This window comes from Streptomyces sp. NPDC006544 (assembly GCF_040611715.1).
Classification (GTDB): domain Bacteria; phylum Actinomycetota; class Actinomycetes; order Streptomycetales; family Streptomycetaceae; genus Streptomyces.
In genome coordinates, this window is sequence record NZ_JBEXOV010000005.1 from 62845 (window position 1) to 84170 (window position 21326).

The window sequence follows — 21326 nt, forward strand, 5'->3', positions numbered from 1 at the left end:
CGGCGGTGCCGGGGGCCTCGAGGCCCCCGGGGCCCTGATTCCCGGGTCCCGGGGTCCCGGGGTCACTTGGGGTGGGCGCGCAGATGGGCACGCTCGCCCTGTGGTCCGAAGATGATGAGGAGTTCCACCGGCCGGTCGTCGTCGGGGCCGAGCCAATGCGGGACGCGGGTGTCGAACTCCGCCACCTCGCCGGGTGTCATGGCGAGTGAGCGGGCGCCCAGGAGGAGCCGCAGGCGGCCGTTGAGGACGTAGATCCACTCGTAGCCCTCGTGCGTCTTGAGCGAGGGCTCGGCGGTGGTGGGACCGATGACGAGTTTGTGGGCGTGCAGACCCCCGGCGCCGCGCGTGAGCGGCACGTACGTCATGCTGCCTCGGTTGACGGGACGCAGATGGATGCGCGGATCCCCGGTTCGCGGGGCGCCGACGAGCTCGTCCAGCGGCACGCCGTAGGTGCGGGCCAGGGGGAGCAGCAGCTCCAGGTTGGGTCGGCGTCCACCGCTCTCCAGCCGGGAGAGCGTGCTCTCGGAGATGCCGGTGGTCTCCGCCAGGGAGGCCAGGGTGATCCCGCGTTCGCGGCGCAGTTCCCGCAGCCGGGGGCCGACACCGACCAGCACGTCCTCGAGCTCGTCCATGCCCCCATCTTGCTGAACCGGCATGACCGCTCGCAAGCGAATCGGATGCGACCGGCCGACCGCGATCGACCGGCGACCGGTGACCGGCGGCCGACCGACCGCTACCGACCCCGCCCCCGGCCCCGCACCGCGCCCCTGGCTGTCCGAGCCCGTGCCGTGCCCGGTTCAGAAGGTCCACCGCGTGTGGGTGTACACCCCGTCGTCCCGGCCGAATCCGTACGCCGTGGCCGGGGCGACCGCGAACACCATGACGTCACCCCTTCGGAACGCGTCCCCGATCCCGTGGAAGGTCCCCTCGGGGGAGGTGATGTGCTGCCCGTACTTCGCCTCGTACACCGCGATCACCTCCTCCAGCACCGCCGCATCGGCAACGGGCCGCGCCCTGCCCTCGACCACGAGGTCGAGTCCCTCGGTGAGCGAGTTGCCGCCGGTGGTCAGGGCGCAGTGACCGTCATGAGCGAGGTTCTTCGCCTTCTGCTCCTCCTTGCCGGTGGAGAAGTACAGAACACCCTCGTGCCAGGCGGCGATCACGGGCGTGACGTGCAGCCGGCCGTCGGGCCGCACCGTGGACACCCAGAAGATCTCGGCGGTCTCCAACTGCCGCCGTCCCTCGTCCCACGTGGTGGCGGTGGCCTCCGCGGCGCCCGGGCGGGGGTGCAGCGCGGAGCTGTAGCGGGCGTCGAGTTCCGTGGCGGGTTGCCGTGAGGATCCTCGCGTGGGCAGGGCACACATGGCACTTCACCTTCCGTGCTGGTGGCTGTTCGTCCGAGACGCCGCGGGCGCCGGTACGTACGCTCCGTACGCCGACGGTCGCTGACGGCAGGTCACCCCGGCGGCCGGGCGGTGCGCAGGAGGAGCATGGCGATGTCGTCGGTGTAGTGGCCGCTGGGGCGGGCGCGGTGGAGGAGGGCGTCCAGGGTCAGCTCGAGGGCCTGCCCGTCGTGGTCGGCCAGGAGGCGGGCGAGGTCGTCTGCGATGAGGCCGGGGTCGGTGCCGGGGCTCTCGACCAGGCCGTCGGTGTAGAAGGCGAGGGTCGTTCCGGGGAGGAGGGGCAGGACCGTGACGGGATAGACGGCGCCCGGGTCGACTCCCAGCAGGGGGCCGGGATCGAGCGTCACGACGCCGGACGGCCGGCCGGCCTGGTGCAGGAGCGCCGGCGGGTGGCCGGCGCTCGCCCACACCACCTCGTGACGGGCGAGGTCGATGTGGGCGTAGAGGCAGGAGACGAGGAGGTCGGTCTCCAGGTCGGCCAGGACGCGGTTGGTGCGGGCGAGCACCTGGTCCGGCGGGGCTCCCGCGGTGGCGTGGATGGCGGTGCGGACCTGGCCCATGAGGGCGGCGGCCGAGACGTTGTGGCCCTGGACGTCGCCGATGACGGCCGCGGCGGTGGTGGCGTCGATCCGGATGAGGTCGTAGAAGTCGCCGCCGATCTCCAGACCGCGACTGGCGGGCAGGTAGCGGGCGGCGCTCTCCAGCCCCGGCAGGGTCGGCAGGCTGCGGGGGAGGAGGGCCTGCTGGAGGCCGTGGGCCAGGTCGCGGGTGGCGTCGTACAGGCGGGCGCGGTCCAGGGCCTGGGCGATGAGCCCGGCCAGGGAGGTCAGGACGGCACGTTCGTCGGCGCTGAAGTCGCGGGGCCGCTCGTAGGAGAGGATGCAGCATCCGACGGGCCGGCCGGAGATCACCAGGGGGAGGAAGGCCCAGGCGGCTTTGCCGCTGAGCTGCTGCGCCCCGGGGAAGCGCCGGGCCATCTCGTCGGGGTTGGCGAAGAAGGACGGGGTGCCTTCGGCGAGCACCTGCCCCGCGGGGGTGAGGTCGGTGTCCAGGAAGAGGCCGTCGAGGCGGTCGATGGTTTCCCGGTCGTAGCCGTGGTACCCGGTGATCTTCAAGCGTCCCGCGTCGGCCGCCGACAGGACCAGGCCGTCGGCGCCGAACGCGGGCAGGATCTGGTCGGCGACGAGTTCGACGACGTCGTGGACGGCGACGGTCTCGGTCAGGGCGGACGCCAGGTGGACCAGCTGGTACAGCCGTCCGGCCTGGGCGGTTCGCGAGGATGATGCTCCGGAGGATGCGGATCCTGCGGGGGTGCTTCCCGAGGCTGTGGTGCCTGAGGAGGTGGCTCCCGCGGAGACGGTTCCCGTGGAGGCGGGGCGGGCGAGCGGGGACGTCCCAGCGGTCGCGGTCGCGGTCGCGGATCCGGGTCCGGCCTCGGGTGCGGGCGTGAGGGCGGCTGCGGGCGTGATCCGGACGCTGATGCCGCTGGAGTCCGGATAGAGCTGGAAACCCAGGGGCGTGTCCGGCGGACGGAGCGCGGTGAAGGCGACCGGGTCGCGGCTGATGACGGCAGTGCGGTAGTGGTCCTCGACGCTCCCGTTGTCCAGCCAGGGCAAGGACTGCCACGGTCGTGTGCCCAGCAGCCGGGAGGCATCGGTGCCGAGCAGCGCCGCCGCGGCGGTGCTCAGGAAGGTGATCCGCCCTTCCAGGTCCAGTCCGAGGGCCCCCTCGGGCAGGCGCTCGATGTAGTCCGCGGCGGTCTGCGACGGCAGCGCGCCGTGCGCGCGCGGGGCCACGTGGGCCGGGACGAGGCGGGGCCGTCGGGGCACGGCGTGCTCGAAGGCGGCCTCGTCCAGGACGCGGGCGATGCGGCGCGCCGCGGCACCGATGTGGCTCCGCTCGCGCGCAGTGGCGTGCGCGGGATGGCTGGCGGGCCACAACAGGAGCAACGCCCCCCAGCACCGGCCCCTGCCCGGGAGCGGGGCCGCTGCGAGCGCGAACCGGTAGGGCAGGCTCGCGGCGGCGCGCGGATAGCTGCGCGCCAGCTCGTCCTGGGATCCCACCCACACCAGACGGTCCTCACGGACCGCGTCGCTGACCGGCACCGGCGCGCTGAGAGGCACCCGCAGCCACGGCCAGACCACCTCCACCGGCACTCCGGACAACACCGCGAGGCCGAGTACGCGTGAGACCTGGTCCAGCAGGTACAGGGCCCCGGCGGAGGCCCCGGTGCGGTGCACCGTGCCGGTCAGCGCCTCGTCGAGCAGCCCGCCGGCACGATCGGACTCCTCACTCCTGCCGGCCACCGCGCATCCCCGTCCGGTCGAAGGAGCGGCGGCCCGAGGCCCGTGCCCCGGCGGTGCGCGACGCGCGACGGGCAGGGCGGCTCGCGGCGGATCCGTCCGGGCGGCCGAGGGCCACCCTCTCCCGCCGCACGCGCCACGCATACCCATCGGTCACCTTTGCGACGATACGCCCCAAACGGCACGCGGGCAGGGATACACCGGAGGGACGAGGGCGCCCGAGGGCGGGCCGGTTCCGCCGTGCCGGTGGAACCGGCCCGCGCACGGCACCTGCCACCTCGCGACCCGGCGGCGTGAACGGAAGCGTTCCGGGGCGGCCGTCACGCCTCGCCGTCGGACGGGACGGGGCGCCACTCCCCGGTGACGCCGAAACGCCGCGCTCGCCCGACCTCTCGGGCCGACGCGCGGTGGAGGGCGACCGGGAGCCGCGGACCGTCCCGCGAGGGTCGCCCGTGTGCGTCACGGCAGCTCCGTTTCCCATGCTGCGAAAGGAGGTTGCACTGCGTACGCGGGGTCGCAGCGCCTGCGGATCCACTGGGCGGCCCGGTACTGGGCATCGCCGTCGTTGAGGGTCTGTCCGTGCTCGTCGACCTCGAGGACGTTGGAGAAGACCGCGAAGACCATCTCGAGGTCCGAGCCGAAGGCGAGCAGATGGGCTCGGTAGTCGATCCCGTCCAACAGGTCGACGTCCAACGTGCCGTTGCCCAGGTAGAACGCGAAGAGCCGGAAAGCGGCCCGGACATCTGTCGGAAGGCGTGTCACGAGATCATCCTCCACGACCCCGGTGACACGGGGAGGAGACCGACCAGTCCTCAGGCCCACGCGGAGCCGCAGACGACACCACGAGGTCAGCCCTCCCGCTCGGCGAGGTGCGGTAGGTCGGGGTCACAGGCTCGCGAGGAGGTCGTCGAGCGGGGCCGGCGCCTGTCCGGGGTCGAGGGCCTCGACCAGGAGACGGCCGTAGCGGATCTTGCGGCCCTTCTTCGTGCCGAGGAACCGCCGCAACTGCTGGCGCCGGGGCCGACCGTGCTGCGCGGGCTGGCGGAGGAAGGTCTGCCATGCCCGCAGGTCGCCTTCGGCCTCGATGATCTCCTCGACGCGGTCCGGGCCCAGCGCGCGGATGAGCTCGTCCTCCAGGTCCGCCACGCACACGAAGAAGCCCTCGCGCGGTGCCCGCGCCCGCTCGAGGCCGCGGTCGTAGAAACGCCGCTCGCCCTCGTCGCACAGACCCCTCAGGCGCAGGCCGAGACCGGGGGGCCCGAGAAGACCGGCGTAGCGGCCCACACTCATGGCCCCGCCCATCGGTACGACGCACACCCCTTCGGCGGCCAGGTCCCGACCACGCCGCGCGGCCAGTGCTTCGACGGCCTCGAGGTCACTGGGCCCCTCCAGCAGCACCGCTGTCCGCAGCCCCAGTCGCACGGCCAGCTCGCCCGCCGGTGCGCCCGGACCACCGGCCGCCCAGCGGCCGACCGCGTCCAGGAATGCGTGGATGTCCGTCATGGAGTGAGTCTGCACGTCCGCTGACCGGTACCGCACGCAATATCGAGGCCCTGCTCGACATGACGAGGCCCTGCTCGACCCGCCCGCACGCTGAGGGGAGGTGCCGGATCGGCGTGCCCCCCCCCAGAAATGCCAGGCCAGTTCGGGCAGGCCATGGAAGGATGCGCTGCGGGCCGGGGGAGTGGAACGGTACGGGACTCGACTACAGCTACGAGATCTTCACTCGCCATGCCTCGCTCCAGTTCACCGCGGCGGTGCGGCCGAGGCGCAGGGGCACCGGGAGAAGGGCGTGGCACTTCCGTCAGGAGGGCTGCGGCATGATCCGCCGCCACGTCACCTGGCGGAACGAGCACACGGCCCGTACCCGCTTGCGCACCCCCGTCACGCGGATCAACGTGGCCTGACACCTCGAGAAGGCAGAGAACATGACCACGCACGCTCCCCCCGTCGACCGCGAACTCATCGAGGCCGCGGCCCACGTCGCGCGCACGCGTTGCCGGGGCGACAACCACACCATGGCGGCCGCGGCCCGTACCCAGGACGGCCGGATCGTCACCGCGGTGAACGCCTACCACTTCACCGGCGGCCCCTGCGCCGAGCTGGTCCTCCTCGGTACGGCAGCCGCCCAAGGCGTCTACGAGCTGGATACGATCGTTGCCGTGGGCGACCGCGACCGGGGAGTCGTTTCCCCCTGCGGACGGTGCCGCCAGGTCCTCCTCGACTACTTCCCGGCCCTGAAGGTCATCGTCGGGGCCGGTCACGGGACACGGACCGTCTCCCTCACCGACCTGCTCCCCGAAAGCTACGTCTGGGCCGACCACCAGCTCGACGCCGCGGAAACCGAACCGCTCAGCACGAGCTGACGACGCCGGACACGAGCGCACGAGCGCACGAGCACACGAACAGGCGAACGTGGCCTGACGCGGCACGGGATGAACGGGAATCTCCGCAGCGCGGGCCAACTACCGCCTTGTGGCGGCTCTTCCGTGACGACGAGGTCAGAACGTGACGAGTTCAGCGTCCCGGTTCGTCGCCATGACCGGAAGCGGCCGCCAGGAGGCCGGGACATGACGCATGATCAGAGCGCAGTCCAGCGTCGCGGTCCCCGGGGGGAAGCGGTCCGGGTCGTCGAAGAAGGACGACGCGACGGAGCGGACTTCGCCGGCTTCCACGTGCCAGGCGTCGGTTTCGAGCTCCATGCCGTCCATGTGACGTCCGGACCTGGTGGGCGAGAGGCCCCGTGTCCCCGCCTGGAAGAACCGGGAAGCCTCTGCGAGGTCGGCGAAGAGCTTGCTGGCTCGTAGCTCGTCGGACAGCTCGACGGTGACATCCACGTGCGTGTCGCCGTCCCGGCTCGCCATGGCGACTCGCACCTGGCGGGGTGTCTCGCGCACGTCGAAATCGGCGCGACCGTGCTCACCGGGGAAGACGCGGCCTCCGGCCCACGCGTTGAGCCGCGAGGCGGTGTCCCTCCGCGGAATGTAGACGCCGGTCTCGAGGCCGTCGGGTCCGTCCCATTCGACGGCGATCCGATGCGCCGCGTTCTCGCTCCGGAGCCCCAACGGCTCGGGTGCCCAGGCCGGCCGGACGTTTCCCAGGCGCAGCAGGCAGATGCCCGCGACCGCGTGACCCTGCACCAGTTGCGGGCGCAGCGGCCCGGGGAGCAGGCGTGCCGCGGCATCCGGGTCGACGCGGTAGTTCACCAGGAGCCGTCGTTCGATGACGCTGGACAATCGCGGCTGTCTCATGATTCCTCGCTCTGCGCCCCGTGGCGCCATGTGGTGTGTCGCAGCACGATCTGCTCGGGGCAGACGGCGCTGAGGAACCGGCCGATGCAGATCGCCAGGCGCTCCTCGGCCAGTGTGTAAAGGATCCGGTTGCCTTCCCGGCGCTCGGTGACCAGACCGGCTCCCTTGAGCACGCCGAGGTGCCGTGAGACGGAAGGCGCACTGATCGGGAACCTGCTCGCGATCTCGCCGGCAGCGAGCTCGCCGCCTCTGAGGTCCTCGAGGATCTGACGCCTCGTCGGGTCGGCGAGGGCGCGGAAGGCCCCTGCCTCGTCCTGAGCTTCTGCCATGGCCCGTATTTAACATCATGGCTAAATATCTAACAACCGTGTCCGTGAATCGTCCTGCCCCCTCCTGGGCCGGCCCCGGCCCGGACGGGACTTGCCCCTCCTGCCGGTTCCGGCCACGCGTCTGCGCCGTGTACGTGGTGGTGGAGGCGAACAGGACGGTTCCTGGCCCGGGCCGTCGTCGATTCCAGAAGGCACCCCGGAAACCACCCGCGGGCGGCTCACCCGTCCGCCGTGCCCATCACCAGGGCACTGCGCCGGCGTCGTCGAAGAACTTGCCGGTCGGGCCGCCGTCGGGCAGGGTCGCGAGTTCGATGGCGATCGCCGCGCCCTGCGGGGGTGCGCACGCCGCGGAAGCCGTTGAGGTCGGTCGCTACGTAGCCGGGACAGCCGGCGTTGATGAGGATGTTCGTGCCGCTCAGCTCCAGGGCGTACTGGAGGGTGACGGCGTTCAGGAACGTCTTCGACGGCGCGTACGCCGCGGCCACCAGACCCGTCGTCTGCTCGGCAGCGGTTCCTGACTGCCGGGTGAGGGAGCCGACGCTGCTGGACATGTTCACGATCCGCGGTGAGGCGGAGCGGCGCAGCAGCGGCAGCATCGCGTTGGTGACGCGGATGACGCCGATCACGTTGGTCTCCACGACCGTCCGGATGGTGGCGGGATCGACCCGGGTGGGCTCCTGCGGCATCCCTCCGGCGATGCCGGCGTTGTTGACGAGCACGTCGAGGCGCCCGGCCCGCTCCTCGATCAGCCGTGCGGCGGCGGTCGCGCTCGCATCGTCGGTCACGTCCATCGGTACGCCGAACGCGTCGACGCCGGCCGCGCGCAGTCCGTCCACCGCGGCCTGACGGCGCTGATCGTCGCGGGCGCCGACCCCCACGCTCCAGCCGAGGGCTCCCAGGCCCGCGGCGATCTCGTAGCCGATTCCCTTGTTCGCGCCGGTGACCAGCGCAATCGTCCGTTCGCTCATGGAGACGATGCTGCCTCGGACGCCGGTGGCGGTCCAACACCGATCGGGTGGGCAGCGATACCGTCCAGGTATGGATCCGGAGTAGCGTGGCCGCATGGAGACCCGGGAACTGCGATATTTCGTCGCTGTCGCTGAAGAGCTGCACTTCGGGCGCGCCGCGCAGCGACTCGGGATCGCACAGCCTCCTCTGTCACGGGCGATCCAGCAGCTCGAACGCCGGCTCGGGGCCCCGCTGCTGGACCGGACCAGCCGCACCGTCACGCTGACCGAGGCAGGAGGGGTGCTGCTGGTCGAGGGCCGGGCGGCCCTCGACGCGGTCGAGGCCGCCGAGCGCCGGACCCGCCGCGCCGCACGTTCCGTGACCGGGCGTCCCGGCCTGGTCCTGGTCACGAAGGCCAGCGCGTCCCCGGAGCTGCTGGCGAAACTGCTCGACGCGTACGCCGCAGAACCCGACGCGGTCCCCGTCGACGTCATCCTGTGCGGCCCTGCCGAGCAGCAACGACTCCTGCGCGAGGGCCGGGCCGACGTGGCGCTGCTGTACCGGCCGTTCGACTCGACGGCCGGGTTCCACACCGAAGAGCTCAGCACGGAGGGCCAGGTCGTGGTCCTGCCGGCCGGGCATCCGCTCACCGCCCGGGCCCATGTGCACATGAACGACATCACCGGGCTGCCGGGCCTGCCCCTGCCACGCTGGCCCGACCCCGACGGCACCTACCCGCCCGGTCCCGGCCCGCAGGTCCGCGACCACGCGCAGTTGTTGCAGCTCGTCGCGCTCGGCCGTGCTTGCGCGGTCTCACCGGAGTCGTGCCGGGCTCGACTCCACGGTGACCTCGCCGCCGTGCCCGTGCTGGACGCGCCGACCGTCACCACCGTGATCGCCTGGCCACCGCACAGCCGGTCCCGAGCCGTCGCCGACCTCGTCCGGACTGCGACACGCCTCTCCCCGTTCCCGCATCCCTGACCAGGTCCCCCCGTCGTGTCCCGGCTCGCCATCGGTGTGTGGCTGTGCATTGCACCGCACCGCACCGCACCGCACTTCACGTGGCGCCGTTCGCGTTTCTTGTCGAGGACGACCGGGTCCACCTCGGCGAGGGCGGGGTAGAACTACGCCGCCCCACCTGCATTTCGTACCCCCGGGCTCTGCCCAGGCGCCCCCTGCTGGGCCAGCGTTCAATGGACGTATGCGACGTATGCGACGTAACAGCAAGCGCAGGGCACTGGCAGTGGCCGCCGGCCTCGCCCTGGCGGCCGGGACCGGTGCCGCCGCACCGTCGCCGAGCCCCGGCGGCTTCGACGTGGCGAAGGCCCTGGACACCCTGGACACGCAGGTGCAGGACGGCATACGGCGCACCGGTGTGCCCGGTGTCTCGGTGGCCGTCGTCCACGACGACAAGGTCGTCTACCTCAAGGGCTTCGGTGTCCGCAGCACCGAAGTCCCCGGCGAGAAGGTCGGCCCGGACACCGTCTTCCAGCTCGCCTCGGTCTCCAAACCGGTGGCCACGACCGTCCTGGCCCAGGCCCTCGACGCCGACGGCTTCGACGACCCGCTCAAGGGGGTCACCGTCAAGGACCCCTGGGTCAGCTCGCACGTCACGGCGGCCGACCTGCTCGCGCACCGCTCGGGCCTGCCCGACCACTCCGGAGACCTCCTCGAGGACCTGGGCTACGACCAGTCGTACATCCTGTCCCACCTGCGCTACGAGCCCCTCAGCCCGTTCCGCACCAGCTACGCGTACACCAACTTCGGCTTCACCGCGGCCGCCGAGGCCGTCGCCAAGGCCAAGGGCGTGCCCTGGGACAAGCTCTCCGACGACCTGCTGTACAAGCCCGCCGGGATGACGCACACCAGCTCCCGCTTCAGCGACTACGAGAAGGCGGCCGACCGCGCCCTCACCCACGTCAAGACCGGCGACGGCACCTGGAAGCCCCTCTACGTCCGCGACGCCGACGCGCAGACCGCAGCCGGCGGCGTCAGCTCGAACGCCCGGGACATGGCCCGCTGGCTGCGCCTCCAGATGGGCGCCGGAAAGATCGACGGCAAGCAGGTCGTCAACAGCGCCGGCCTGGCCGAGACCCACGTCCCGCACAGCATCAGCCAACCCGCCGCCGAACCGAACGCCCAGCCCGGCTACTACGGCCTGGGCTGGAACGTGCGCTACGACGACCACGGCCGACTGCGCCTGAGCCACTCCGGCGCCTTCGCCCTCGGCGCCAACACCAACGTCACCCTGGTCCCCGCCGAGAAGCTCGCCATCGTGGTGCTGACCAACGGCGCCCCCTCGGGCCTCCCCGACACCATCGCCCTCAACTTCTTCGACACCGCCGAGCACGGCAAGCCCACCCGGGACTGGCTGCCCGTCGTGGCCAAGTCCTACGCGGAGCAGCTCAACGAGGGCGGCTCGGACACGGACTACGCCAAGCCGCCCGCCCACCCGAAGCCGGCCCGCTCGGACAGCGCGTACACCGGTGCGTACACCAACCCGTTCTACGGGCGGGCCGCCGTCACCGCCGGCCCGGACGGCGGACTGGTCCTGCACCTGGGACCGAAGCCGCAGAACTACCCGCTCACCCACTACGACGGGAACACCTTCAGCTTCGAGACCGCCGGCGAGAACGCGGTCGGACGCACCGGGGTGACCTTCACCGACGGCCGGATGCGCGTGGAGTACCTGGACACCAACGGGCTGGGCACCTTCGAAAAGGCCGGCTAGGCGCTTCCTTCACCAACGTCTCGACGACCGGGCGAAGGGGGCCGCGAGGTGGATGGCGGCTGGACCGCTGCCCCGGCCAACCGCGGCGCCACGTCCCTATGGCGACTGAGCGCGGGCCCAGGCCTCGATGGCACCGTGTTCCGGGCCTGAACCACCCCGGGTCCGCGCCCGGGCGCGGACCCGGGGCGGGTGGGGCGGACGGGCACGGGGCGGCAAGCCTGCGCGTTCGCGGGGCGGCCGCCCTGCTCAGCGCCCTGTAGGGGCGTTCGACGGAGCGGATGCCCGTGCGCTTTCAGGTGCGCTGGTCGGATGCGTTCCTGAAATCGAGCGTGGTCCTGGCTGCCTCGGACAGCTCTCCGACTCCATTCTGCGCGAACGTGCCGAGGGTGCTCGCGTCGCTCCAGGCACACATGGACATGGCGGGGTTGTTCTCGTAGTGCCCGCATGCCAGACGGCCGCCGAGCGGGCCGGAGGGGTACTCCGCGGAGTCGCTGCTCCTGGCTCCGGCGAAGAAGTTCCGGAACTCCTGTGTGATCGAGTCCCTGCGCTTTTCCTCGGCCAGCTTCTGCGACCACTGGGTGGTGTCGATGTGGAGGATGCCGTCGGCGCGGCCGTCATCGTCCCGGTCGTAGTACCAGGTGCGGCCACAGGGAAGGCGTCCGGCCTCCACCTCACGGTAGGAGGCCGTCTCCTTCTCTGTCATCAGCCGGTAGCCATCCAGGGCTGCGGGCGGCGTGATCGTACGCGGACCGGTCGGGGCCGCGTCGGCTTCCATCGGGCCGCTCGCGGCTCCGGCGGTCTCCGCCGCGCGCGGCTCCGGCGCGTACCGGAGTACGGCACTCACGACCGCACCCGCCCCGAGCAGGCCCAGGATGATCAGAACCGTACGACGCCGGCGCACTCGCAGCGCCGCGGTGGGCCCGTCGGCGGCTTCGCCGGGAGGCAGCGCACTGACCCGCCGCCATGACGCGGTGGCGAACCACAGTACGAGCATCAGCACGGCGGGGCCGAGGAGGAAGCCCAGAGCCCTCCCGGCTTCGTACGCCTCGGAGGTGCTGTCGATGGACAGGTAGATCATCGGCGCATCGTACGTGTGTCCGAAACCCGCGTGGCGGCCGGTCCGGGCCGAGCGAGACGTACCGGACCGGCACCGTGGTCCGCAGGCGGGGACACCTCCGACGGTAGCGCCCCGTCCAGGCGGCCGCGCTGTCGTCAGCGAGCGAACTTCTGGACGGCCGCTGGCGTGACAGGGGTGAAGAAGTTGACGAGGTTGCCGTCGGGGTCCCGGAGCAGGAGCGACCGGTTGCCCCAGGGCATCGTGGTGGGCTCGGTCACGAAGTCGTCGACGAAATCGGCCAGGTTTCGGTGCACGCCGTCCACGTCGGCGACGAGGAACTCGATGATCACGGTGTTGTTGTCGGCCGGACGGGCGGAGCCGGGTGCGAACAAGCCGGGTGCGAACAGGGCCACGGTGCGGGTGCTGCCGATCGCGAGGGTCCCGTGGGCGGTCCGCAGTTCGGCGAAGTCCTCGGTGGACCACTCCGCCCGCACTCCGGTGGCTCGCTCGTAGAAGTCGACCAGACGCGCGACGTCGCCTGTGATGACCCGGGTCGAGACGAAGTCCATGGTGTTCTCCTCAGGTTGGTGAAGCAGGTGCACCTCGGACGCTAGAGCAAATAGTGGACAGAATCGGTCCGGTATCAACGCTAGGCTCATGGACATGGCTCGACCTACCAGCCGCGTGCTCAGCCTCCTGGAACTCCTGCAGTCGGGCGGCATCAGAACGGTGGCCGAACTCGCCGACCGGCTCGGCGTCGACGGGCGGACCGTGCGGCGATATGTGGACCACCTGGTCGACCTCGACATCCCCGTCGAGGCGGTCCGTGGCCGCTATGGCGGGTACCGGCTCGCCCCCGGGTACCGCCTGCCTCCGCTCATGCTCAACGACGACGAGGCGCTCGCCGTGCTGCTCGGTCTCGTCGCCGGCCGCCGGGCGGGGTTGCTGACGGCGGCCGACACGGCGGGCGAGACGGCGGCGGCCAAGATCCGCCGGGTGCTGCCCGAGCGTCTGACCCGTCGGCTCGACGCCGTGATGGAGTCCCTCGCCTTCACGGCTCCGCCCGGCGAGTCGGCCACGCCGGAGACAGGGGTCCTGCTCGCCATCGCCGATGCGGTACGCCATCGCCGCCCGATCTCGATCCGGTACACCGCCCGGGACGGCCGGCGCAGCGAACGCACGCTGCACCCGTACGGGATCGTGACGCATACGGGCAGGTGGTACGTCACGGGCACCGATTCAGAGATCGGCCAGGACCGGACCTTCCGGCTCGATCGCATCGCGGACGTGAGGACCCTGCCGGGCTCATTCGAGCCGCCCGCTGGGCTCGATCCGGCACAGCGCGTCCTGTCGGGGCTCGCCAAGGCCGCTTACCGGTACGAAGTGACCCTGCGGATCCACGGGACGGTCGAACAGATCCGTGCCCGACTTCCCGCCAGCATCGCGAGCGTGGAGGAGTCCGCGCCCGCGGAAGGCGCGGATCCGCACGCCGAGCGCTGGCTCCAGGTCGAAGTGAGAGCAGAGCGGCTCGACTGGCTGCCCCCTGTACTCGCCTCGCTCGACCGGCCGTTCGTCATCGAGCGACCGGACGAACTCCGAGACTTGGTCACCGCGCTCGCCGACCGGCTCGCAGCCTCTGCCCGCCAAGCCTGACGTCGCTGTCTACTGCGAGACTCACCTGCCGGCAACCGTGGGGTACTGGAGATCGTCACTGGAGCCGAGTCTCTTCCCTGCCAGACACTGCATCCCCCGTTCGTCGCGTGCGCCCGTCACCTGAGCCTCACACCTGTGACTTAGCGCGCTACTTGGCCCGCTTGGCCAAGTAGGACGCTCAGTGTGACGCGACGCGTCGGCCGGTTCGAAGACTCGGGCGCGGTAGCTGTCTCAGTCGTCGGCGGCTACGAGTAGGGCAAGGGTGCCGAGGCGGCGGTCGATCAGGACGAGTTCATGGAACTCGGTGTGGATGGGGCCGTAGTCGTGGTGTGCGTTCTCGGGGAGTGCTCCGAGTGCGTACCGGCTCGTCGCTTGGCGGATTGGGGCGTAGACCGCCTCTTGCAGCCTCGCGTCCAGGTCTGGTGGAAGCGGGGCACCACTGGTGGCCCATGTATGGATCGTGCCGGCTGCGCTCGCCTCGTCGAGGGTCGTGTACGTGCTGGGAGTGATCCGGTCGGACCACCATTGGCCGTGGCGCGGTTCGAGCCAGACGCCGGCTCCGTCGTATGTGTCCCGGAACTCGGGGTGGGCGATCAAGGCGGCCAGCAAGTCCTGGTCGGCCGGTGACGCGGGTGGCAGGTGGAAGCGCTTGATGTGAACCCACCGGTAGCCGTGCTCCCACCCGTCGGGAAAGCCGAAGTCCCTGAAGTTGATGAAGGGGCTGTCCCAGTGAGTGAGCGCATGGTGCATACCGATCAGGATCACTTAGTGGCTCAGATGACCAAAATCGCAGATGAGACGCCTGTCTTCGAGGGCCCGCCGCGACGCTCAGCCGGGCCACCTAGAACGCGCACTGGGCCAACTGCGACGCTAGAGGGCTTCCCAATGAAGTCAACCGTCGTGAGTCAGATCCACTAGCCGAGCCTTCCTTGGCGGATGGTCTGCACGGCGAGCACAGGGTTCGTGGGTTCGATGAGTTGTTCAACGGCGACAGCCACAAGGTGGGCCGGGGCATCGGCCTGCAGCAACGCCCTCACGTACTCGAGGGCCTGCGATGGAGACAGCACCGGCAGCCTCCGCGGCAAAGCTGTGCTCGGCTCCGAGCACGGACGAAGTACCGCCAACCTGGCCAATGCCAAAGGATCATGTCGCTCAAGGCGCCGTTGGCCCTGGACGAGGAAACGTCAGAACCCCTGGGCCTCGGTCACCCGGTTTCCGGCTTCGCGACGTAGAGCAGAGCGTGCCGGCGCCCGGGCCACGCAGCGTCTGGCCTACCAACATGAACCTCGGCTGTGATCTCCGAACGTTGTTCGGGTCCGCCGCCGAGGAACACCTCGAGCTCGAAGATGATGTCGTCGAGGTCTTCTTCCACCTCAGCAGTGCGTGCGGTGATGGCGAAGTGGAGGACGATCTCTGCCGGGCGAGGCTCTACCGCGATACCGCGAAGGTGCGGCCCGATGAGTCCCAGCGCCGCTTGACCTGTCTGGTTGAGCAGGTAGTTCCTCCGCAGCAGGACGCGCTCTTCGTCCGCTGTCAGTTGCGGGTTGTAGTACTGCCGGGCGGGGTGATCCACGTCTGTACAGTACCGGCCCCGTCGGCACGGCCCCACGTCGAGCTCTTTGGAACGAACGACGGCCCCATGAAACGTCCCTGTTCACCGTGTCGTCGTGCACGAAGAGACAGCCCGATCCCGGACACAGCTACATCCCGTGTGCAACGGGAATGTCGCCGTCACCCCGCTTCATGAACACGCTGAGAGTCGTCTAACACGATTTCAGATCGCTGCGGGCAGGCCACTTGCCCAGCAGGTCTCGAGGGGCCATGGTTCCGTCCACTGCGCCGCGTTGAGGGGGAAGGCTCCCCGCCTGATGGTGCGGCCGCAGCAATCGCAGAGCAGTCTGGTGCGGGCGCCTGCGTCCTCAAGGGTCCGAGCCGCCTCGACAGCGGCTTCGAACCAGCCGGCTGCCTCAATCTCTACGGGTGCGCCGGCGAGCAGAAGCTTGCTGTTCCAGAGACTGAGGCCAGTGACCGCCCGTATCGCACGGACTGCCTCCATTTTCCGGTCTCCTGCTTCTGTCAGCAGCACACGGAATCCTGGCTCTTCCACGCACCCTCCCCGGCCGTCCACGAGCTGTCCGGCAAGTGAACCATCACGGCAACTGCTGAGCGCTGTGGGCGGGTGGAGGGTACGCCCAGCAGGCTATCGCCGGATCCAGATCAGGATGGCCCAACCAGCCGCGCACGCCGGCGGGACAACTAGAGCTCACAGGAGCCAACTACAACGCTAAAGGGACAGGTAGAGCGCTAAGTCTCTGTGACTGAGCGTCGCAGTTGGCCCGTTTGGCCAACTGCGTGCTCACTTCGCGCCCCGCCAAGGTGCGGGGCCGTGCAGCCACACCGGGGTCGGCCACCCGTGACCGGCACTTCTGGGAAAGCCGCTAGTCGCTCTCGTTGTCGACCCTGATGAGTTCGTCGTCGTCGCCAAGGAAGTCGGACACGAGGGCTTCCACGAGTTCGTCCTGCTCGGCGCGTTCGGCGACGACGAGGTCCCTGTCGAAGTCTTCGTCGAGCACACGGACTCCGCTGTCGAAGTCCACTTCGCGGACGACGACAGGGCGGGGTGGCTACACCGCACATAGCCTGCGCGTCCGGGCGGCCGTCGACCTGGCCGACTGAAGCCTCAGGACACCCAGAACGCCCAGCCGTGCCACGCATCACGCTCAGGGGCCAACTGCGGCGCTCAGTGTCCTGTGTCACGGGAGTTTCAGCGTGTGCCATCGAAGTCCGAGTAATCGTGCGGAGCGCGGACGGGACCGTCTTGGGCCACCGCTACACGCGGCGGCCCAGGACGCAGTCCGCGACCGCCTCGGAACTAGTTGATGTTCCTCCACAGCGGCCACGGCGAGGGATGCGGGAGGTGATCTTCATGGCATGCGTAACGACCGGATCGTATGACCGTCACCCCCAGCACCCATTGGCTTCCGGGCCTGTGACCAGCACACACGCTTAGGAGCTCAGACTTCGGTGTCACGAAGTCACTGACGATCAAACTTCGATGGCAAAGATCAACTTCAATGACGCAGGACACTCAGTCACTGTCCTTTGACAGCGAAGTTAGTCCGGCCGAAGCCGCTGACCTGCCCAAACTAACTTCTCTGTCAACGCGGTCGCGTGACCTGCCTTCGGCCCGAACCCTCTGGTTTGCGGCCGCCCGTGCCTTCGCCCTTCGCCACGGCGACGTACGGGCCCCTGGGAGCGGTAGCTCCGCGCCAAAAAAAGGGTACCCAGCACGACTGGGCTCACGGCGCCGGTGCGGCACCGATCTGCTGCATCACCCCAAGGAGATCGGGCTGGCCCCGTTCGCCGACGATCCGGCCGTCGGCCAGGTAGTAGAAGTTCATGGCCTGCACCGAGATCTTGTTGCCGCTCGCCGGGATCCCGAAGAATTCACCGTCGTGGGTTCCCCGCATAGTGAACCGCGCGGCCACAGTGTCGCCTTCGGTGACCGTCTCCTCCAGCGTCCACTGGACGTCGGGGAAGGCGCTGCGCATCATCCCGATGACTTCCAAGTACCCATCGGGCCCTCGCAGTGGTTCCGGGTGGCTTGGCGCGTGGAACACCGCGTCCGGAGAAATGACCTCGCGGGCGAGATCCTCGTTGCCCGTGTTGATGAACTCGACGAAACGGTTCATTACTGACTCGGTGGACTGCGATGGCATCGTGCTGTGCCTCTCCAGAGACGTTTGGGCAGGTACCTGCGAGCCTAACATCGAATCGATGTTCACATCGATTCGATGTCCCCGTGCGAAGATGGACTCATGCTGGAACTCGCGATACTCGGCTTCCTCGCCGAGGGACCCCTGCCTGGACACGAGCTGCGCCGCCGCGTCTCACAGCTGACCGGCTATACGCGGCCGGTCAGTGACGGCAGCCTGTATCCGGCGATCAATCGCCTGACCAGGGCGGGCTTGATCGAGCGGCGCACAGACCCGGCCGCGGGGGCGGCACGGTACGTGCTCAGCCTGACCGCGGCCGGGCGGGCCGACATGCTTCAGCGTCTGCGCCAGCCCGCCGCCCACGAGATCACCGACTTCACCCGGTTCTACATCGTCCTGGCCTTCCTCTCCCACCTGCCCGACGTAGCCGAACAGCACGCGGTGCTGCGCAGACGGCTGGAGTTCCTGGAAGAACCGGCGAGCTTCTTCTACGACCACGACCGGCCCCTGCGTGCCGAGGAAGTCGCCGACCCCTACCGGCGGGGCATGCTGCTCACCGCCCGCGCCACCAGTCGCGCCGAACGGACCTGGCTGCGCGAAGCCCTCGGAGAGGAACCGCCCGCATTCGACACCGCATACACCGACAGCGATCCGCATGCGCCCGCCGCTCCCGCGGGCTGACTGCCCACGGAGGTACCCCCGTGCTTGCTTCCTGGTACGACGACCAGGGCCCCGCCGCCGATGTCCTGCACGTCGGTGAACTCCCTGATCCTGTCCCCGGCCCCGGCGAGGTCCGCGTCCGTGTCACCGTCTCGGGCGTCAACCCCGGCGACACCAAGAAGCGGCGCGGCTGGCTCGGCTCGTCGATGCCCTTCCCGCGGGTGATCCCGCACAGCGACGCAGCCGGAGTCATCGACGCCGTCGGCACCGGAGGCGAAGCCCGCCGCGTTGGACAGCGGGTCTGGGTGTACGGAGCCCAGTCCTACCGTCCCTTCGGCACGGCCGCCCAGTACACCGTCGTACCGGATCACCAGGCCGTACCCCTGCCCGACCACCTCAGTGACGAGTTGGGCGCGAGCCTCGGCATCCCCGGCATCACCGCCCACCGCACCGTCTTCGCCGACGGTCCGGTCGACGGCGAACTGGTCCTGGTCCACGGAGTCCTCGGCGGCGTCGGCTCCCTGGCCGCCCAGCTCGCCCACTGGGCCGGCGCGACTGTGATCGCCACCGTCCGCCGCACCGCGGACCTCGACCACATCGACCCGGCCGTCGTCTCCCACGCCGTCGCCCTGGACACCGGCGACCCCGCCGCGGCCATCCGCTCGTACGCGCCGCGGGGCGTCGACCGGATCATCGAGGTCGCGCTGTCCGACAACGCCGACCTCGACAACGCCGTCGCCGCCAACAACGCCGTCATCGCCGCCTACGCCACCCGCACGGACCGCACCGAAATCCCCTTCTGGCCCCTGCTGTTCAACAACGTCACCCTGCGACTGCTCGGCAGCGACGACTTCCCCACCGGGGCCAAGCACCAGGCCGCCCGCGACCTCACCTCCGCAGCCGCCGTCAGCGCCCTCACCGTCGCGGTCGGCGACCGTTACCCGCTGGACGACATCGCCAAGGCCCACGACCAGGTCGACGCCGGCAGTGGCCACGGACGCATTCTGGTCACCATCCCCTAGAAACGACCGGGTTCGCTGTCAACGCGGTTGCGCACTTGCATGGCGCCACAGACCCCACCCTCATGTTCCACATCGCAATGGTCGTCGGCGACAGCAGCGGTTACGAGACCACCTGGCTGGAGCCCGTCACCGACGAGTAGTTCACCGCGGCTCTGTACGACACCGGCCGCTGACCGGCCGACTAGCTTCGCTGTCAAAGAAGCCGAAACGACTGGGTTCGCTGTCAAACGACTCGATTGGATGACGAGGGGCAGTCACAGGTATCCCGTCTCAGGTGATCTGGTCCCTCTCTCAGATGATCTGATCCGATTCGCTCGTCGTCTCAGATGATCTGGTCCGTTGGTGCTGGTGTCTGTCCGGTCTCACCGGACGCGTGCGCTTTCCGATGAGGCCCTGCTGGAGGTGGCGGGCTTCGATGCGACCTGGGTGGAGGATGGGGTCGAGGTCCGGCGGCCGTTGAGGGACGCGATGGGGATCGCAAGGTCAGTGGTGATCGCCATCATGGCGAGATGAGCAACCCGAATCTGGCCACCGGCAGTGTCTGGCGGCTCCACCGCGGCGACCATGAGGTTGCCCGGCTGGCGGTGACCGGCGCCGATTGGCCCTGGATGCACGCCAACGTCGAGACACTTCCCGGCTTTGAAGAGTTCCGTCCGCTGTTCACGGAGCAGGAGCGGGCCATCGACGAGGAAGCATGGGAACAGATCGACGAGTGCTACTTCCGGATCCGCAGTGCGCTCACCCTGACGTTTCCCGACGGGAATCCCGTCGCCGAGTTCATGCTGAACATCCACGACGACGGCACCGCCGGCTGGCGCTGGCACGACGAGCCCTTCGACATGGTGAACCAGTGACGCTCTGGCTTCGCTGCTTCTGGGACGAGGAGGCCGTCTGCTTCTACTTCGAGCTGGATATGGATGGGCACGTGATCCGGCAAGTCGAGTTGCAGGAGCCCGGCAGCAGGGCTCTGGCCGCTGCGTCGCTGACCGAGTGGCAAGAAGCCCAGAGCGCCGGTCGGCTGGCTGACTACGAGAGTGTCTACGGTCTGACTGCGGAACTACCCATCTCCGAGTGGGAAGGGCACGACCCACACTGGAGGTCGGCCGATGAGTTCGAGATCGTTTGGTCGACCGCCCGTCGGCAGCTTCAGGATCGTCAGCGGCGACATCCTTCCTGAGCACGTCCACTGCTGCGGCCTCTGATCAAGAACAGTGTCGGTGAGGGGTGGCAGGCTGCGCCCATGAGTTATGACCTTGCTGTGTGGGTGGGTGAGCGGCCGGCGGATGACGCCGCTGCGGCCCTGTGCTTCACCGATCTGTACGACCGGTACATCGACAGCCTCGCCAGGATCTTCAGGGACTACCAGTCGTGGCTGATCGCCCAGACCTGGTACCAGCTCGAAGCGAGGTCACCGGACCAGATCATCTGAGACAACACCCGGCGTCCAACCATCCAGGACCAGATCATCTGAGATTCTCGGCCGCCGGCGTCTCAATTGATCTTGGCCAACCGCTTGCTCAGCCGCGAGTCAGTGGAACCAGACGACGAGGCGCACGTTCTCGGCTCCGTGGATTTCACTGAGGATGCGCATGACGCTCCAGACCCGGCCCCAGTCGGTGTCGATCCCTGCGGCTGCGGCGCGGGTCCGTGTGCCTGAGGCGTTGGTTCCTGCCAGTCCGTGGTGTCCAGCTCGGCCCAGGTCAGCCAGGTGGCCCCGTGCACCTCGTGGGGGCCGCCGTAGCCAGCGAACTCAGCTCGCAGCCCATCCGACGCGTCGTCCGGGAAGCCACGATCTTCCGCCAGAGACCGGAAGCCGTAGGAGTTGCGGATTCCGAAGAGGCAGGCCAGGCCGTCGTAGGCGTGGCCCCTGTTCAGGAGGAAGAGATCGATGCCGACCCCCCATACAGAGTCCTCGTCGTCGGGGCCCCATAGGCGGGCCCCTGGCCGGCATTCGATCATTCCGCTCATGTCAGTCGACATGGAGTGATCCTGCCTGTGCAGGTCAGGAGCCGGCACACCTCCATTTCCCGGACTCGTGCGTTACCGGTCGAGCCTCCGGCCCGGCCGCTCTGCGGCTCCGGCCAACTAGAGCGCTCAGTGGCCAACTACGACGCTCAGTCACAACACCTACCGATGGGGAGGGCGGGGAGAGTCGCGCTCGCGTTGTTCGATTTATGTTCGATATGCTGGGTGAATCTGGTCAGGGTGGCTGGAAAGGGGTGGCCGGTCGATCGGAGGTGGCTCATGTGCGCC

General features: G+C 69.5%; 24 protein-coding genes and 1 pseudogene. 10 read left to right on the plus strand and 15 right to left on the minus strand.

The window, feature by feature from the left end:
• Positions 1-62 precede the first annotated feature (62 nt).
• The 5 genes from ABZY44_RS03880 to ABZY44_RS03900 all read right to left on the minus strand — a co-directional run bounded on the left by ABZY44_RS03880 (position 63) and on the right by ABZY44_RS03900 (position 5209).
• Positions 63-632: a helix-turn-helix domain-containing protein gene (locus ABZY44_RS03880; RefSeq protein WP_356649969.1), complete on the minus strand. Its 570-nt coding sequence runs from the start codon at positions 630-632 to the stop codon at positions 63-65.
• Positions 633-797: 165 nt separating this feature from the next.
• Complete coding sequence (locus tag ABZY44_RS03885) at positions 798-1364, minus strand: pyridoxamine 5'-phosphate oxidase family protein (protein WP_356649970.1); 567 nt, start codon at positions 1362-1364, stop codon at positions 798-800.
• A gap of 92 nt (positions 1365-1456) precedes the next feature.
• Entirely contained in the window at positions 1457-3709 is a 2253-nt protein-coding gene (locus tag ABZY44_RS03890; RefSeq protein WP_356649971.1) for a SpoIIE family protein phosphatase, read from the minus strand.
• A gap of 456 nt (positions 3710-4165) precedes the next feature.
• Positions 4166-4468, minus strand: a complete 303-nt coding sequence (locus tag ABZY44_RS03895) for a hypothetical protein (RefSeq protein WP_356649972.1) — start codon at positions 4466-4468, stop codon at positions 4166-4168.
• 123 nt (positions 4469-4591) lie between these two features.
• Positions 4592-5209: a TOPRIM nucleotidyl transferase/hydrolase domain-containing protein gene (locus tag ABZY44_RS03900; protein WP_356649973.1), complete on the minus strand. Its 618-nt coding sequence runs from the start codon at positions 5207-5209 to the stop codon at positions 4592-4594.
• A gap of 161 nt (positions 5210-5370) precedes the next feature.
• On the opposite strand from ABZY44_RS03900, the gene ABZY44_RS03905 reads away from it, so the two are divergent.
• Together ABZY44_RS03905 and ABZY44_RS03910 are read left to right on the plus strand one after the other, a co-directional pair.
• Positions 5371-5613, plus strand: a complete 243-nt coding sequence (locus ABZY44_RS03905) for a hypothetical protein (RefSeq protein WP_356649974.1) — start codon at positions 5371-5373, stop codon at positions 5611-5613.
• A 21-nt stretch (positions 5614-5634) separates the two neighbouring features.
• Positions 5635-6072: a cytidine deaminase gene (locus tag ABZY44_RS03910; RefSeq protein ID WP_356649975.1), complete on the plus strand. Its 438-nt coding sequence runs from the start codon at positions 5635-5637 to the stop codon at positions 6070-6072.
• A gap of 135 nt (positions 6073-6207) precedes the next feature.
• Here the strand turns inward: ABZY44_RS03910 and ABZY44_RS03915 are convergent, their stop codons facing one another.
• From ABZY44_RS03915 to ABZY44_RS03925, 3 genes and pseudogenes are all read right to left on the minus strand, one after another.
• On the minus strand, positions 6208-6957 hold the full coding sequence (locus tag ABZY44_RS03915) for a DUF2071 domain-containing protein (RefSeq protein ID WP_356649976.1): 750 nt from the start codon (positions 6955-6957) through the stop codon (positions 6208-6210).
• Complete coding sequence (locus tag ABZY44_RS03920; RefSeq protein ID WP_356649977.1) at positions 6954-7286, minus strand: metalloregulator ArsR/SmtB family transcription factor; 333 nt, start codon at positions 7284-7286, stop codon at positions 6954-6956. Before ABZY44_RS03920 ends, ABZY44_RS03915 begins: the two co-directional genes overlap by 4 nt.
• Before the next feature lie 238 nt (positions 7287-7524).
• Positions 7525-8254, minus strand: a pseudogene (locus ABZY44_RS03925) (SDR family NAD(P)-dependent oxidoreductase).
• Positions 8255-8348: 94 nt separating this feature from the next.
• Here ABZY44_RS03925 and ABZY44_RS03930 point away from each other — a divergent pair.
• Both ABZY44_RS03930 and ABZY44_RS03935 read left to right on the plus strand, forming a co-directional pair.
• The gene (locus ABZY44_RS03930) at positions 8349-9215 is read left to right on the plus strand and encodes a LysR family transcriptional regulator (RefSeq protein WP_356649978.1); all 867 of its coding nucleotides are present in this window, start codon (positions 8349-8351) and stop codon (positions 9213-9215) included.
• Positions 9216-9435: 220 nt separating this feature from the next.
• A complete protein-coding gene (locus ABZY44_RS03935) occupies positions 9436-10965 on the plus strand; it encodes a serine hydrolase (protein ID WP_356649979.1) in 1530 nt (509 codons plus the stop codon).
• A gap of 292 nt (positions 10966-11257) precedes the next feature.
• On the opposite strand, the gene ABZY44_RS03940 is transcribed toward ABZY44_RS03935, so the two are convergent.
• Together ABZY44_RS03940 and ABZY44_RS03945 are read right to left on the minus strand one after the other, a co-directional pair.
• On the minus strand, positions 11258-12043 hold the full coding sequence (locus ABZY44_RS03940) for a hypothetical protein (RefSeq protein WP_356649980.1): 786 nt from the start codon (positions 12041-12043) through the stop codon (positions 11258-11260).
• A 134-nt stretch (positions 12044-12177) separates the two neighbouring features.
• A complete protein-coding gene (locus ABZY44_RS03945; protein ID WP_356649981.1) occupies positions 12178-12591 on the minus strand; it encodes a VOC family protein in 414 nt (137 codons plus the stop codon).
• A 94-nt stretch (positions 12592-12685) separates the two neighbouring features.
• Between ABZY44_RS03945 and ABZY44_RS03950 the strand changes: the two genes are divergently transcribed.
• A complete protein-coding gene (locus ABZY44_RS03950; protein ID WP_356649982.1) occupies positions 12686-13675 on the plus strand; it encodes a YafY family protein in 990 nt (329 codons plus the stop codon).
• Between the two features lie 231 nt (positions 13676-13906).
• Here the strand turns inward: ABZY44_RS03950 and ABZY44_RS03955 are convergent, their stop codons facing one another.
• The 5 genes from ABZY44_RS03955 to ABZY44_RS03975 all read right to left on the minus strand — a co-directional run bounded on the left by ABZY44_RS03955 (position 13907) and on the right by ABZY44_RS03975 (position 17367).
• Entirely contained in the window at positions 13907-14425 is a 519-nt protein-coding gene (locus tag ABZY44_RS03955; RefSeq protein WP_356649983.1) for a hypothetical protein, read from the minus strand.
• Positions 14426-14879: 454 nt separating this feature from the next.
• Entirely contained in the window at positions 14880-15248 is a 369-nt protein-coding gene (locus ABZY44_RS03960) for a hypothetical protein (protein WP_356649984.1), read from the minus strand.
• 201 nt (positions 15249-15449) lie between these two features.
• Positions 15450-15803 (minus strand): ribosomal protein L7/L12, encoded by a 354-nt coding sequence (locus ABZY44_RS03965; RefSeq protein WP_356649985.1) that lies wholly within the window; start codon positions 15801-15803, stop codon positions 15450-15452.
• A 310-nt stretch (positions 15804-16113) separates the two neighbouring features.
• On the minus strand, positions 16114-16248 hold the full coding sequence (locus ABZY44_RS03970; RefSeq protein ID WP_356649986.1) for a hypothetical protein: 135 nt from the start codon (positions 16246-16248) through the stop codon (positions 16114-16116).
• Between the two features lie 726 nt (positions 16249-16974).
• Positions 16975-17367 (minus strand): ester cyclase, encoded by a 393-nt coding sequence (locus ABZY44_RS03975; protein ID WP_356649987.1) that lies wholly within the window; start codon positions 17365-17367, stop codon positions 16975-16977.
• A 126-nt stretch (positions 17368-17493) separates the two neighbouring features.
• Here ABZY44_RS03975 and ABZY44_RS03980 point away from each other — a divergent pair, with 126 nt between their 5' ends.
• The 5 genes from ABZY44_RS03980 to ABZY44_RS04000 all read left to right on the plus strand — a co-directional run bounded on the left by ABZY44_RS03980 (position 17494) and on the right by ABZY44_RS04000 (position 20502).
• Positions 17494-18072: a PadR family transcriptional regulator gene (locus tag ABZY44_RS03980; protein ID WP_356649988.1), complete on the plus strand. Its 579-nt coding sequence runs from the start codon at positions 17494-17496 to the stop codon at positions 18070-18072.
• A 20-nt stretch (positions 18073-18092) separates the two neighbouring features.
• A complete protein-coding gene (locus tag ABZY44_RS03985) occupies positions 18093-19073 on the plus strand; it encodes an NADPH:quinone reductase (protein WP_356649989.1) in 981 nt (326 codons plus the stop codon).
• 509 nt (positions 19074-19582) lie between these two features.
• Positions 19583-19927, plus strand: coding sequence for a hypothetical protein (locus ABZY44_RS03990; protein ID WP_356649990.1), 345 nt, complete (start codon positions 19583-19585; stop codon positions 19925-19927).
• Positions 19924-20250 (plus strand): hypothetical protein, encoded by a 327-nt coding sequence (locus ABZY44_RS03995; protein ID WP_356649991.1) that lies wholly within the window; start codon positions 19924-19926, stop codon positions 20248-20250. Before ABZY44_RS03990 ends, ABZY44_RS03995 begins: the two co-directional genes overlap by 4 nt.
• A 63-nt stretch (positions 20251-20313) precedes the next feature.
• A complete protein-coding gene (locus tag ABZY44_RS04000; RefSeq protein WP_356649992.1) occupies positions 20314-20502 on the plus strand; it encodes a hypothetical protein in 189 nt (62 codons plus the stop codon).
• Positions 20503-21326 lie beyond the last annotated feature (824 nt).

What these genes read in the sequence shown, in the direction of transcription:
- ABZY44_RS03880 (WP_356649969.1), bottom strand. Translation starts at nt 632, where the DNA reads ATGGACGAGCTCGAGGACGTGCTGGTCGGTGTCGGCCCCCGGCTGCGG.
- ABZY44_RS03885 (WP_356649970.1), bottom strand. Translation starts at nt 1,364, where the DNA reads ATGTGTGCCCTGCCCACGCGAGGATCCTCACGGCAACCCGCCACGGAA.
- ABZY44_RS03900 (WP_356649973.1), bottom strand. Translation starts at nt 5,209, where the DNA reads ATGACGGACATCCACGCATTCCTGGACGCGGTCGGCCGCTGGGCGGCC.
- ABZY44_RS03905 (WP_356649974.1), top strand. Translation starts at nt 5,371, where the DNA reads ATGCGCTGCGGGCCGGGGGAGTGGAACGGTACGGGACTCGACTACAGC.
- ABZY44_RS03910 (WP_356649975.1), top strand. Translation starts at nt 5,635, where the DNA reads ATGACCACGCACGCTCCCCCCGTCGACCGCGAACTCATCGAGGCCGCG.
- ABZY44_RS03915 (WP_356649976.1), bottom strand. Translation starts at nt 6,957, where the DNA reads ATGAGACAGCCGCGATTGTCCAGCGTCATCGAACGACGGCTCCTGGTG.
- ABZY44_RS03920 (WP_356649977.1), bottom strand. Translation starts at nt 7,286, where the DNA reads ATGGCAGAAGCTCAGGACGAGGCAGGGGCCTTCCGCGCCCTCGCCGAC.
- ABZY44_RS03930 (WP_356649978.1), top strand. Translation starts at nt 8,349, where the DNA reads ATGGAGACCCGGGAACTGCGATATTTCGTCGCTGTCGCTGAAGAGCTG.
- ABZY44_RS03935 (WP_356649979.1), top strand. Translation starts at nt 9,436, where the DNA reads ATGCGACGTATGCGACGTAACAGCAAGCGCAGGGCACTGGCAGTGGCC.
- ABZY44_RS03940 (WP_356649980.1), bottom strand. Translation starts at nt 12,043, where the DNA reads ATGATCTACCTGTCCATCGACAGCACCTCCGAGGCGTACGAAGCCGGG.
- ABZY44_RS03945 (WP_356649981.1), bottom strand. Translation starts at nt 12,591, where the DNA reads ATGGACTTCGTCTCGACCCGGGTCATCACAGGCGACGTCGCGCGTCTG.
- ABZY44_RS03950 (WP_356649982.1), top strand. Translation starts at nt 12,686, where the DNA reads ATGGCTCGACCTACCAGCCGCGTGCTCAGCCTCCTGGAACTCCTGCAG.
- ABZY44_RS03955 (WP_356649983.1), bottom strand. Translation starts at nt 14,425, where the DNA reads ATGCACCATGCGCTCACTCACTGGGACAGCCCCTTCATCAACTTCAGG.
- ABZY44_RS03975 (WP_356649987.1), bottom strand. Translation starts at nt 17,367, where the DNA reads ATGAACCGTTTCGTCGAGTTCATCAACACGGGCAACGAGGATCTCGCC.
- ABZY44_RS03980 (WP_356649988.1), top strand. Translation starts at nt 17,494, where the DNA reads ATGCTGGAACTCGCGATACTCGGCTTCCTCGCCGAGGGACCCCTGCCT.
- ABZY44_RS03990 (WP_356649990.1), top strand. Translation starts at nt 19,583, where the DNA reads ATGAGCAACCCGAATCTGGCCACCGGCAGTGTCTGGCGGCTCCACCGC.
- ABZY44_RS04000 (WP_356649992.1), top strand. Translation starts at nt 20,314, where the DNA reads ATGAGTTATGACCTTGCTGTGTGGGTGGGTGAGCGGCCGGCGGATGAC.